Raw genomic sequence first — 11,664 nt, 5'->3', positions numbered from 1 at the left:
AGCCGTTCTTCCCGGTCACACTGCGAGGCTGACCACGGCGGGCGCGGAACGCGCAGGTGCAGCGGGTACCGTGGCCCATCGTGACGGCTGAGCAGAGCACCCCGTTCTGGGGCCCGGACTTCGACGCGCTGAACCACCAGGACCCCGAGATCGCGGGAGTGGTGCTCGATGAGCTGGAGCGCCTCCGCGGGGGGCTGCAGCTCATCGCCAGTGAGAACCTCACGAGCCCGGCGGTGCTCGCCGCGCTCGGCTCGACGCTGTCGAACAAGTACGCCGAGGGCTACCCGGGCAAGCGCTACTACGGCGGCTGCGAGGTCGTCGACCGCGCCGAGGAGATCGGCAACGCGCGCACGAAGGAGCTCTTCGGCGCCGAGCACGTCAACCTGCAGCCGCACTCCGGCGCGTCGGCCAACTTCGCCGTCTACGCCGCCTTCACCCAGCCCGGCGACACCGTGCTCGCCATGGACCTCAAGCAGGGTGGTCACCTCACCCACGGCTCCAAGGTCAGCTTCTCCGGCAAGTGGTTCAACGCCGTGAGCTACACCGTCCGCCAGGACACCGAGCTGATCGACTACGACCAGGTCCGCGACCTGGCCCGCGAGCACCGGCCGAAGATGATCATCGCCGGCGCCACCGCGTACCCGCGCCTGATCGACTTCAAGACCTTCCGCGAGATCGCCGACGAGGTCGGCGCCAAGCTCATGGTCGACGCCGCGCACTTCATCGGCCTTGTCGCAGGCAAGGCCATCCCGTCGCCGGTGCCGTTCGCCGACGTGGTCACGGCCACCACGCACAAGGTGCTGCGCGGCCCGCGCGGCGGCATGATCCTCGCTCGCGAGGAGCACGCGAAGGCCATCGACAAGGCCGTGTTCCCGTTCTCCCAGGGCGGTCCGCTCATGCACGCCGTCGCGGCCAAGGCCGTGGCCATGCGCGAGGCGGCGCAGCCGGAGTACCAGGCGTACGCCACCCAGGTGATCTCCAACGCGCAGGCGCTGGCGAAGGGCCTCGAGGCCGAGGGCATGCGCGCCGTCTCGGGCGGCACCGACACCCACCTCGCGCTGCTGGACCTGCGGCCGATCGGCGTCACCGGCGCCGAGGCCGAGGAGCGCTCCGGGCTCGCCCGCATCACGCTCAACAAGAACGCCATCCCGTACGACCCGGCCCCGCCGATGAAGCCGTCCGGGCTGCGCGTCGGGTCCCCGAGCGTCACCACACAGGGCATGGTCGAGTCGGACATGGCCGAGATCGCGTCGCTGCTGGCCCGTGCGGTCAAGGCCGAGCACGGCACCCCGGCAGGCGACGCCGAGCTCGCGGCGGTGGCCGAGGCCGTCGGCACGCTGGTGTCGCGCGCGCCCGCCTACCCCCGGCCCTGACCGCCCGTACGTCTCGCCGCTCCTTCACCGGAGGCCCGCCATCGACCCCGTGGCCCAGTCCGTGCTGGTGGTCCCGTACCGGGAGTTCCTGCTCGCCGGGCTGACGGCCGCGGTCGTCACGTTCCTGCTGGTCGGGCCCGTCCGGATGCTCGCGCTGAAGCTCGGTGCGGTCGCCTGGCCCCGGGGCCGGGACGTGCACGTCACCCCGACCCCGCGCTGGGGCGGCCTGGCCATGCTCGGCGGGGTGCTCTGCGGCGTGCTGATGGCGTTCCAGCTGCCGGCGCTGCGGCTGGCGTTCGACTACTCGAACGAGGTCGTCGGCGTGATGCTCGCGGCCGTGGTGCTGGCGATCGTCGGCGCGCTGGACGACCGGTACGACCTGGACGCTCTGACGAAGTTCGCCGGTCAGGTCATGGCCGCGGGCGTTCTGATCATCTTCGGCGTGCAGTGGGTGTCGCTGTGGGTGCCGTGGGGCGGCACCGGCCAGGGCAACTTCCTGGTGCTCGGGCAGGAGCAGGGGCTGCTGCTCACGGTGCTGCTGACCGTGGCGCTGGTGAACGCGATGAACTTCGTCGACGGGCTCGACGGGCTCGCTGCCGGCATCGGGATGATCTCCGCCGTGGCCAGCGGGGCGTTCGCGGTCGGGCTGATCGTCAAGGTGGGCAACGACCCGTCGTACTACTCGCCGGCACTCATCGCGGCCGTGCTGGGCGGGGCCTGCCTGGGCTTCCTGCCGCACAACTTCAACCCGGCCCGGATCTTCATGGGCGACTCCGGCTCGATGCTCATCGGCCTGCTGCTCGCCGCCGCCACCACGAGCGAGTCGGGCAAGACCCCGCTGGGCGACACGCAGGCGTTCAACGCGCTGGCGCTGTTCGCGCCGCTCATCGTGCTGGCGTCGGTGGTGTTCATCCCGGTGCTGGACCTGCTCATGGCCGTCGTCCGGCGCACACGCAAGGGCATGAGCCCGTTCGCGCCGGACAAGATGCACCTGCACCACAGGCTGCTGGAGATCGGGCACAGCCACCGGCGCGCCGTGCTGCTGATCTACCTGTGGGCGGGTGTGCTGGCGTTCGGCGCAGTGGCGCTCTCGCTCATCGAGGACCCGTTCATCGTTCTGTGGGCGGTGGGGATCGGGCTGCTGCTCGCCGTGCTGGCATCCGTAGTGCCCCGGGCTCGCCGCCGGGCGGACACGGCGCGTGCCCGGCAGCCCGTTCCATGATCAAATAAAATCGGACAACTAGCACGGAGTGACCTGGGTTACGTCTCTTTCTCGCAGGTCAGGGCGTGCGTGGAAGCCGTGTGACCCTGTGGTAGCGTCCGTGACACGGGCCGGTGACCGGCCTGGTTTGTCCCGTTGGGTTACTCCTTGTGGGTGGCCCGGGGTCGAACCGCTTCCAGTGTCGAGGCGAGGAGTTGCTCTTGAACGCTCACACCCGGGCAAAGCGTCTCCTGGCCCGGATCCACTGAGCCGAGCAGGGTGGACAGCAGCGGGCCCGAGCTCGGTGATCTGCTCTCGATGGGCCTCACTCTAGCCCTCTGTGTCGTCGCCGGATTCGGGCTCGGCTGGTTGGTCGATCTTCCGTTCGGCACATTCCCGGCTTTCGCCATGGTTGGTCTGGCCCTTGGCGTGGTAGCCGCTTCCGCCTACGTCTACAAGCAGTTCAAGAGGTTCTCGTGATTCAGGGGTTTCCAGTGATCGAGGTGAGACGGCCGTGGTAGCAGGCGCCTCGCCCTACACACCGCCCGTCACCCGGGCCACGTTCCGCCGTTCCGCTCGGATGGCCGTGGTGGTCACCGCCGTCGCGGTGGTGGTGCTGGTGGCCACCGGGCTCGGCCTGTACGGCCTGTTCCTGGCCGTCGGCGTCGCGCTCGGCACGCTGAACTCCTGGGCCGTGATGCGGGCGGTGGCGAACTTCGCCAACACCCGACCGTCCAAGGCCCGGTTCTCCGGTTCCGTGCTGGGCCGGCTGGCCGTCATCACGGTGCTGGCCCTCGCCTGCGCCTACTTCTTCCGCCCGGCCGGGATCGCCGTCTTCGCCGGACTGGCGCTGTTCCAGTTCCTCGCGATCGTGAGCTCGATGCTGCCGCTGATCAAGGAGATCCGACAGAAATGATCGATCTGGGATGACCGTTCTCGTCCTCGCTGCCGAGGGAGGCAGCATCACCCCGGGCGCACACTCCACCGTCGAGTTCCTGGGCCTGACGTTCAACATCGACACCATCATCGGCACGCTCGTCGCCGGCGTGATCGTGTGCGGCCTTGGCCTCTACATGGCCCGTGGCGCCACGAAGGGCAAGCCGTCGGGGCTGCAGGTCGCGTTCGAGGCCCTCGCGAGCTGGGTGCAGGGCCAGGTCAAGGAGGGCATGGGGCTCCGAGCCCCGCGTGGTGTCGTCGGCCTGTGCATCACGCTCTTCGCCTTCATCCTGACCTGCAACTGGCTGGCCGCGCTGCCGTCCGAGCACTACGTCCCGCCGCCCACCTCGGACGTCAACCTCGTCTACCCACTGGCGCTGCTGGTCATCATCTGGGTCAACGTGGCGGGCATCCGCAGGCGCGGGGCGAAGGCGTACTTCGGGCACTTCACGAAGCCCTACGCCTTCCTCGCGCCGATCGAGTTCATCACCCAGTACTTCGCACGCCCGCTGTCGCTGGCGCTGCGGCTGTTCGGCAACATCTTCGCCGGCGGGATCATGGTCGCCGTCATCGGACTCATGCCGGTCTACATCCTCTGGGCCCCGAACGCGGTCTGGAAGCTGTTCGACATGTTCATCGGCGTCATCCAGGCGCTGATCTTCACGCTGCTGACCCTGATCTACTTCAGTGAGGCCGTGGGCAGCGAGGAGGAGGCGGCGCACTAGCCGCTTCGACGCCCACCCCAACCACGATGTGTGCCATGCGGAGCACCGCCTGGCGCGGGAAAGAACGAGGAGAGACATGAGTGCAATGGTTCTGGCACAGGCGGCCCAGGGGATCTCGGGCAACCTGACCCTCGGCCTGGCGATGGTCGGTGGTGGCCTGGCGCTCGGCGGCGGCGCCATCGGCGCGGCGGTCGGCGACGGTCTGGCCGGTTCCGCGGTCATTCAGGGTGTCGCGCGCCAGCCGGAGGCGGCCGGCCGCCTGAACACCACCATGTTCCTGATCATCGGTCTGGTCGAGGGCATGTACTTCATCAACCTGGCGTTCATGGCCCTGTTCGTGTTCGTCACCGGCGCGAGCTGAGCGAGACGCCATGACGACAACGGTGGAGGCGGCGGCGTCCAACAACTTCCTGCTGCCCAACGCCACGATCATCGTCGTCTTCCTGATCTTCCTGGCCGTTCTGTTCGTCTTCTACCGCTTCATCGTGCCGCCGCTGACCAAGGCGATGGCCGAGCGGGACGAGATGGTCAAGAAGCAGATCGAGGACCGCGACAACGCGGTGCGCAAGCTCAAGCAGGCCGAGGAGCGCTACGACTCGGCGCTCGCCGAGGCCCGTGCCGAGGCGGCGGCGATCCGCGACGAGGCCCGCCTCGACGCGCAGCGCATCCGCGAGGAGATGCGGGCCGAGACCGACCGCCAGGTCGAGCAGATCCGCGCCCGTGGCGAGGAGGAGCTCGCGGCCCAGCGTGCGCGCTCGGTCGCGGAGCTGCGTACCGAGATCGGTGGGCTCTCCACGCAGCTCGCCGGTCGGGTGCTCGGCACCCCGATGGGCGAGGACGGGCCGCACCGGACCACGGTCGAGCAGTTCCTGGCCGGGCTCGAGGAGCCCTCGACCGCAGGAGGGAAGCCCTGATGGAGATCATCGCTGAACTCGTCGGCTTCGTCATCATCATTCTCGTGCTGTACAGGTTCGTCTGGCCGCTCGTGAAGAAGATGGTGGCCGATCGGCAGAACGTGGTGCAGCAGCAGGTCGACGACGCCGCCGAGGCCGAGCGCAAGCTCGCGGAGGCGCAGCAGCGCTACGACTCGGCGGTGGCCGAGGCCCGCAACGAGGCCGCCCGCATCCGCGACGACGCCCGCGCCGACGCCCTCAGCATCCGCGAGGAGCTCAAGGAGCAGGCCGAGGCCGAGGTCGAGCGGATCAAGCAGCGCGGGGAGGAGCAGCTCGCCGCCGAGCGCGACCAGGTCGTGCGGCAGCTCCGTTCCGAGCTGGGTGCGCAGGCGATGCAGCTCGCCGAGCGCATCGTCGTCGATCAGCTGTCCGATGAGAAGCGCAGGAGCACCACGGTCGACGGCTTCCTGAACGACATCGACCAGCTGCCGGCTCGCGGCACCGACAGCCGGCAGGCCGCGCCTGTCGGAGGAGGGGCGATCTGATGGCGCAGATGCTGCAGTCCGCCAGCCGCGACGCGCTCGCCGAGGCGGCTGACCGGCTCGACTCCTACATCGACAGCGCGTCGGCGAGTGACCTCGCGCGGCTCGGCGACGACCTGTTCGCCGTGCTGCGGCTGCTGTCGGAGGAGCCCGGGCTCCGGCGGGCGCTCGCCGATCCGGCCACGCCCGCGGCGGCGCGCTCGGCCCTCGCCGACCGCCTCTTCAACGGCAAGATCAGCCGGCCCGCGCTCGACCTCGTGTCGGACCTCGTGTCCTCGCGCTGGTCGCGGACCGGTGACCTGCTGGAGGCGCTCGAGGTGCTGGCCCGCCGGGCCACGCTGGGCGTCGCGGAGAAGGACGGCACCCTCGAGAGGGTCGAGGACGAGCTGTTCCGCTTCGGGCGCATCCTCGACCGCGAGCCGCAGCTCGGATCGCTGCTCGCCGACCAGAACACCCCGGCCGACAAGCGCGTCGAGCTGCTCCGCTCGGTGCTGGGCGGCAAGGTCTCCCCGGTCACCGAGACCCTGCTCGAGCAGACCGTCCGCACGCCCCGGGGCCGCAACCTCGACGTGGCCGCCGAGGAGCTCTCCGAGCTCGCGGCCGCCCGCCGGGACCGCTACGTCGCGCACGTTCGCACCCCGGTGCGGCTGACGGCGGAGCAGGAGCAGCGGCTCGCCGACTCCTTGTCCAGGCTCTACAACCGGCCGATCTCGTTGCAGGTCGAGCTCGATCCCTCCCTGCTCGGCGGTCTCGTCGTCCAGGTCGGCGGCGAGCTGATCGACGGCAGCGTGTCCGGCAAGCTCGCCGCGGCCCGCCGCCGGCTGCCCGGCTGAGCTGCCACCCATGACCGCCCGCGACGTCGATCGCACTACCAGAGAAGGAAAGACGACAGCATGACAGAGCTGACGATCTCCTCGGAGGAGATCCGGAGTGCGATCTCCAGCTACGTCTCGTCGCTGGAGACCGAGACCTCCCGCGAGGAGGTGGGCACCGTCTACGACACGGGTGACGGCATCGCCCACGTCGAGGGCCTGCCCTCGGTCATGACCAACGAGCTGCTGGAGTTCTCCGGCGGCGTGCTCGGGGTGGCGCTCAACCTCGACCAGCGCGAGATCGGCTCGGTCATCCTCGGCCCGTACGGCGGGATCGAGGAGGGCCAGCAGGTGCGCCGCACCGGCAACATCCTCTCGGTGCCGGTCGGCGACAACTTCCTCGGCCGGGTCATCGACCCCCTGGGCGCCCCGATCGACGGGCTCGGCGACATCGAGGCCGAGACCCAGCGCGTGCTCGAGCTGCAGGCCGCCTCCGTGGTCCAGCGGCAGAGCGTGAGTGAGCCACTGCAGACCGGCATCAAGGCCATCGACGCCATGACGCCGATCGGCCGCGGCCAGCGCCAGCTCATCATCGGCGACCGCAAGACGGGGAAGACCGCCGTCTGCGTCGACACGATCATCAACCAGAAGCAGAACTGGGCGAGCGGCGACCCGAAGAAGCAGGTCCGCTGCATCTACGTCGCCATCGGCCAGAAGGGCTCCACGATCGCCGGCATCCGGCAGTCGCTGGAGGACGCCGGCGCGCTGGAGTACACGACGATCGTCGCGGCTCCCGCCTCCGACCCCGCGGGCTTCAAGTGGCTCGCCCCGTACACCGGCTCGGCGGTCGGCCAGCACTGGATGTACCAGGGCAAGCACGTCCTCATCGTGTTCGACGACCTGTCCAAGCAGGCCGAGGCGTACCGCGCCATCTCGCTGCTGCTGCGCCGCCCGCCGGGCCGCGAGGCGTACCCCGGCGACGTCTTCTACTTGCACTCCCGCCTGCTGGAGCGCTGCGCGAAGCTGTCGGACGAGCTGGGCGCGGGCTCGATGACCGGTCTGCCGATCATCGAGACCAAGGCCAACGACGTGTCGGCGTACATCCCGACCAACGTCATCTCCATCACCGACGGTCAGGTCTTCCTCGAGTCCGACCTGTTCAACCAGGGCGTCCGGCCGGCGATCAACGTCGGTATCTCGGTCTCCCGCGTCGGTGGTGCGGCCAAGGTCAAGGCGATGAAGCAGGTGTCCGGGTCGCTGCGCCTGGACCTCTCGCAGTACCGCGAGCTGGAGGCCTTCGCGGCGTTCGGCTCCGACCTGGACGATGCCTCCGCGCGCGCCCTTGGTCGCGGCAGCCGGCTGGTCGAGCTGCTCAAGCAGGGCCAGTACCAGCCGCAGCCGATGGAGGAGCAGGTCATCTCCCTCTGGCTGGGCACCACGGGCAAGCTCGACTCCGTCCCGGTGGCCGACGTCAAGCGTTTCGAGTCCGAGTTCCTGGACTTCGTGCGCCGCAACCACCAGGGCGTGCTCGCCGCGATCCGCGACACGGGCCAGCTCACCGACGAGACCGTCGAGCAGCTCGAGAGGATCACCGCCGAGTTCAAGAAGGGCTTCACGGCGTCCGACGGCTCCTCGGTGGTGCCGAAGGAGGCCGACGCCAAGGCCCTCGACGACGACGAGGTCGACCAGGAGACCGTCAAGGTCAACAAGCCGGCCCCGGCCACGAGCTGATCGGACAGGCGAACCCATGGCGGCACAGATTCGCGTGCTGCGGCGGCGGATCAAGTCGACGCAGTCCATCAAGAAGATCACCCGGGCGATGGAGCTCATCGCCACGTCCCGGATCGTCAAGGCCCGGGCGCGGGTCGAGGAGGCCAAGCCCTACGCCGAGCAGATGACGGCCATGCTCACCGAGCTGGCCAGCAACTCGGCGCTCGACCACCCGTTGCTCGTCGAGCGGGAGCAGCCGAGGCGGGCCGCGGTGCTGGTGGTCACCAGCGACCGCGGCCAGTGCGGTGGCTACAACGCCAACGTGCTGCGCGAGGCCGAGCAGCTCCAGTCCATGCTCCGCGAGCAGGGCAAGGAGCCGGTGCTCTACGTCATCGGCCGCAAGGGCATCTCGTACTACCGGTTCCGCAGGCGGGAGGTCGCCGCGGCGTGGTCCGGCTTCTCCGAGCAGCCCACGTACGCGCACGCCTCCGAGGCGGCCCGCACGCTCGTGGCCGCGTTCATGGCGGGCGCCGGCGAGCGGGACACCGACGAGGCCGCGGACGCGGCCGGTGCGCCCGCCGAGAAGGTCGAGTCGGTCGACGAGCTGCACCTCGTCTACACGCAGTTCAAGAACATGGTCACCCAGACGCCGCAGGCGCGGCGGATGGCGCCCATGGAGGTCGAGTACGCCGACAGCCCGGCGGAGGAGGCCTCCTCCGCCGAGGTCAAGCCGCTCTACGAGTTCGAGCCCGACGCCGAGACGCTCTTCGACGCCCTGCTGCCGAAGTACATCGGCGCCCGGCTGTTCGCGGCGCTGCTGGAGTCGGCGGCCTCGGAATCGGCCAACCGGCAGCGGGCCATGAAGGCCGCCACCGACAACGCGAACGAATTGATCCGTACTCTGACACTGCAGAGCAACCAGGCACGTCAGGCACAGATCACCCAGGAGATCAGTGAGATCGTCGGTGGCGCCGACGCTCTCGTGAGCGCAGGAAGTGAGAACTGATGACCGCCACCGCTGATTCAGGCACCCAGACCAGGGTTGGCCGGGTCGTCCGGGTCACCGGCCCGGTCGTCGACGTGGAGTTCCCGCGCAACCAGGTGCCGGAGCTCTACAACGCCCTGCACGTCGACGTCGCCTTCGGCGACCTGGCGAAGACGCTGACGCTCGAGATCGCCCAGCACCTGGGCGACAACGTGGTGCGCACGATCTCGATGCAGCCCACCGACGGCCTGGTCCGCGGCCAGGAGGTCACCGACCTCGGCCGTCCGATCTCCGTCCCGGTCGGCGACCAGGTCAAGGGCCACGTGTTCAACGCACTCGGCGAGTGCCTGGACAAGCCCGACCTGGAGATCACCGGGGACCTGTGGGGCATCCACCGCACGGCGCCGCCGTTCGACCAGCTCGAGGGCAAGACCGAGATGCTGGAGACCGGCATCAAGGTGCTCGACCTGATGACCCCCTACGTGGTCGGCGGCAAGATCGGCCTGTTCGGCGGTGCCGGCGTCGGCAAGACGGTGCTCATCCAGGAGATGATCACCCGTGTCGCCAAGAACTTCGGTGGTACGTCGGTGTTCGCCGGTGTCGGTGAGCGCACCCGTGAGGGTAACGACCTCATCACGGAGATGACGGAGGCCGGCGTCATCGCCGACACGGCGCTGGTGTTCGGCCAGATGGACGAGCCGCCTGGCACGCGTATGCGCGTCGCCCTCTCGGCGCTGACGATGGCGGAGTACTTCCGTGACGTCGCCGGCCAGGACGTGCTGCTGTTCATCGACAACATCTTCCGGTTCACGCAGGCGGGTTCCGAGGTCTCCACGCTGCTCGGCCGTATGCCGTCCGCGGTGGGGTACCAGCCCACCCTGGCCGACGAGATGGGCGAGCTGCAGGAGCGCATCACCTCCACGCGTGGTCGCTCGATCACCTCGATGCAGGCGATCTACGTGCCCGCGGACGACTACACCGACCCCGCGCCGGCCACCACGTTCGCCCACCTGGATGCGACGACGGAGCTCTCCCGCCCCATCTCGCAGAAGGGCATCTACCCCGCGGTCGACCCGCTGACCTCCACCTCGCGGATCCTCGACCCGCAGTACGTCGGCGAGGAGCACTTCCGCGTCGCCAACGAGGTCAAGCGGATCCTCCAGAAGTACCAGGACCTGCAGGACATCATCGCCATCCTCGGTATCGACGAGCTCTCCGAGGAGGACCGGCAGCTGGTCGGCCGGGCGCGTCGCATCGAGCGCTTCCTCTCGCAGAACCTGTTGGTCGCCGAGCAGTTCACCGGGCAGCCGGGCTCCACGGTGCCGCTGAAGGAGACCATCGAGGCCTTCGACCGCATCGCGAAGGGCGACTTCGACTCCTACCCGGAGCAGGCGTTCTTCCTCTGCGGCGGCCTCGAGGACCTCGAGAAGAACAAGAAGCGGCTCGAGGGCTGACATGGCACACGCTCGACGAAGGAGTGCGCGTTGGCGGAGATGACGGTCGAGCTGGTTGCGGTCGAGCGACGGATCTGGTCCGGAGAGGCCACCTTCGTCCTCGCCCGCACCACCCTGGGTGAGATCGGCATCCTGCCGGGGCACGAGTACACGCTCGCGCAGTTGGAGGAGGCGGGTGTCGTGCGCGTCGACGGCACGGACGGCAACTCCGTCACGGCGGCGGTGCACGGCGGCTTCCTCCACGTCACGCCCGAGAGCGTGACGATCCTGGCGGAGTCCGCCGAGGTGTCGACGGAGATCGACGTGGCCCGGGCGAAGTCGGCGCTGGACCGCGCCGACGACTCCGAGCCCGAGGGTGCGGCGGCCGCCGCCCGCGCCCAGGCGCGGCTGAGAGCCGCCGGCGCGGCTGAGTAGCCGGGTCGGCAGTGGGAGTAACGGCCTCCGTCGTCGGCATCCTGCTGCTGGTCGCCTGCCTGTGCCTCGGATACCTCGCCTTTCGGCGGGTACGCCTCATGCGGGGCGGTGGAGTGGACGTCTGTCTGCGCCGCCGCCCCGTTTCGGCGTCCGGGTCCCGTTTCGGGCCCAGGGACGTCACCGCGGGCTGGCACTTCGGGGTCGGCCGCTACCGGGGCAACGAGCTGGCCTGGTACCGGCTGACGTCGTTCCGGCCCGGCCCGACGGTGGTGCTCGACCGCACGCAGGTGGAGATCGTCGACCGCCGGGCGCCGCTGGCCGCCGAGGCGTACGCGATCCCGCATGCGGCCTCGGTGCTGCACTGCCGCACGGACGGTTCCGACCTGGAGCTCGCGATGGCTCCCGGCGTGCTGACGGGGTTCCTGTCCTGGCTGGAGGCCACCCCGCCCGGGCACGGCACGGGGTACCGCCAGGCCTCCTGAGGCGGGCTCCTAGTACTGCAACGGCACTCAGTCTGGTGGTCGTTGTCCGCGGCGTCGGTAGTGGCAGGTTCGCGCTTGGTGTTGTCGGTGTCGGCGCCAGTCTGACCAGGCCAGGATGTGTTCGACGCAGGCGGTCG

The 11,664-nt window shown here is 69.6% G+C and carries 14 protein-coding genes; all 14 read left to right on the top strand.

The window, feature by feature from the left end; genetic code table 11:
* The first annotated feature begins 80 nt into the window (after positions 1-80).
* The 14 genes from glyA (at position 81) to JWR81_RS27890 (ending at position 11,527) form a co-directional block, all read left to right on the top strand.
* Entirely contained in the window at positions 81-1,373 is a 1,293-nt protein-coding gene (gene glyA / locus JWR81_RS27955; RefSeq protein WP_297659364.1) for a serine hydroxymethyltransferase, read from the top strand.
* 49 nt (positions 1,374-1,422) lie between these two features.
* Positions 1,423-2,595 (top strand): glycosyltransferase family 4 protein, encoded by a 1,173-nt coding sequence (locus JWR81_RS27950; protein ID WP_297659362.1) that lies wholly within the window; start codon positions 1,423-1,425, stop codon positions 2,593-2,595.
* A gap of 258 nt (positions 2,596-2,853) precedes the next feature.
* Positions 2,854-3,054, top strand: a complete 201-nt coding sequence (locus tag JWR81_RS27945) for an AtpZ/AtpI family protein (protein ID WP_297659360.1) — start codon at positions 2,854-2,856, stop codon at positions 3,052-3,054.
* Between the two features lie 34 nt (positions 3,055-3,088).
* Positions 3,089-3,490 (top strand): hypothetical protein, encoded by a 402-nt coding sequence (locus tag JWR81_RS27940; protein WP_297659358.1) that lies wholly within the window; start codon positions 3,089-3,091, stop codon positions 3,488-3,490.
* Between the two features lie 10 nt (positions 3,491-3,500).
* Positions 3,501-4,235: a F0F1 ATP synthase subunit A gene (atpB, locus tag JWR81_RS27935; RefSeq protein WP_297659356.1), complete on the top strand. Its 735-nt coding sequence runs from the start codon at positions 3,501-3,503 to the stop codon at positions 4,233-4,235.
* Between the two features lie 85 nt (positions 4,236-4,320).
* A complete protein-coding gene (gene atpE, locus JWR81_RS27930) occupies positions 4,321-4,596 on the top strand; it encodes an ATP synthase F0 subunit C (protein ID WP_297659354.1) in 276 nt (91 codons plus the stop codon).
* A gap of 10 nt (positions 4,597-4,606) precedes the next feature.
* The gene (locus JWR81_RS27925; RefSeq protein WP_297659352.1) at positions 4,607-5,149 is read left to right on the top strand and encodes a F0F1 ATP synthase subunit B; all 543 of its coding nucleotides are present in this window, start codon (positions 4,607-4,609) and stop codon (positions 5,147-5,149) included.
* A complete protein-coding gene (gene atpF / locus JWR81_RS27920; RefSeq protein ID WP_297659350.1) occupies positions 5,149-5,673 on the top strand; it encodes a F0F1 ATP synthase subunit B in 525 nt (174 codons plus the stop codon). The genes JWR81_RS27925 and atpF overlap by 1 nt, the downstream gene beginning before the upstream one ends.
* A complete protein-coding gene (locus JWR81_RS27915) occupies positions 5,673-6,503 on the top strand; it encodes a F0F1 ATP synthase subunit delta (RefSeq protein WP_297659348.1) in 831 nt (276 codons plus the stop codon). The genes atpF and JWR81_RS27915 overlap by 1 nt, the downstream gene beginning before the upstream one ends.
* 60 nt (positions 6,504-6,563) lie before the next feature.
* Positions 6,564-8,213, top strand: a complete 1,650-nt coding sequence (atpA, locus tag JWR81_RS27910) for a F0F1 ATP synthase subunit alpha (RefSeq protein WP_297659346.1) — start codon at positions 6,564-6,566, stop codon at positions 8,211-8,213.
* 16 nt (positions 8,214-8,229) lie between these two features.
* Positions 8,230-9,198 (top strand): F0F1 ATP synthase subunit gamma, encoded by a 969-nt coding sequence (locus JWR81_RS27905; RefSeq protein WP_297659344.1) that lies wholly within the window; start codon positions 8,230-8,232, stop codon positions 9,196-9,198.
* A complete protein-coding gene (gene atpD, locus JWR81_RS27900) occupies positions 9,198-10,631 on the top strand; it encodes a F0F1 ATP synthase subunit beta (RefSeq protein WP_297659338.1) in 1,434 nt (477 codons plus the stop codon). Before JWR81_RS27905 ends, atpD begins: the two co-directional genes overlap by 1 nt.
* Positions 10,632-10,661: 30 nt before the next feature.
* On the top strand, positions 10,662-11,045 hold the full coding sequence (locus tag JWR81_RS27895; RefSeq protein ID WP_297659336.1) for a F0F1 ATP synthase subunit epsilon: 384 nt from the start codon (positions 10,662-10,664) through the stop codon (positions 11,043-11,045).
* 11 nt (positions 11,046-11,056) lie between these two features.
* Entirely contained in the window at positions 11,057-11,527 is a 471-nt protein-coding gene (locus JWR81_RS27890; protein ID WP_297659334.1) for a DUF2550 domain-containing protein, read from the top strand.
* The last annotated feature ends 137 nt before the right edge of the window (positions 11,528-11,664 follow it).

The organism is Pseudonocardia sp. (assembly GCF_025965585.1).
Classification (GTDB): domain Bacteria; phylum Actinomycetota; class Actinomycetes; order Mycobacteriales; family Pseudonocardiaceae; genus Pseudonocardia.
Note: the sequence above shows the minus strand (reverse complement) of the source record. Positions and strands in the feature narration are given on the sequence as shown.

Coding starts and splice junctions, on each gene's coding strand:
- atpB (WP_297659356.1), top strand. CDS start 3,501: ATGACCGTTCTCGTCCTCGCTGCCGAGGGAGGCAGCATCACCCCGGGC.
- atpE (WP_297659354.1), top strand. CDS start 4,321: ATGGTTCTGGCACAGGCGGCCCAGGGGATCTCGGGCAACCTGACCCTC.
- JWR81_RS27925 (WP_297659352.1), top strand. CDS start 4,607: ATGACGACAACGGTGGAGGCGGCGGCGTCCAACAACTTCCTGCTGCCC.
- atpF (WP_297659350.1), top strand. CDS start 5,149: ATGGAGATCATCGCTGAACTCGTCGGCTTCGTCATCATCATTCTCGTG.
- JWR81_RS27915 (WP_297659348.1), top strand. CDS start 5,673: ATGGCGCAGATGCTGCAGTCCGCCAGCCGCGACGCGCTCGCCGAGGCG.
- atpA (WP_297659346.1), top strand. CDS start 6,564: ATGACAGAGCTGACGATCTCCTCGGAGGAGATCCGGAGTGCGATCTCC.
- JWR81_RS27905 (WP_297659344.1), top strand. CDS start 8,230: ATGGCGGCACAGATTCGCGTGCTGCGGCGGCGGATCAAGTCGACGCAG.
- atpD (WP_297659338.1), top strand. CDS start 9,198: ATGACCGCCACCGCTGATTCAGGCACCCAGACCAGGGTTGGCCGGGTC.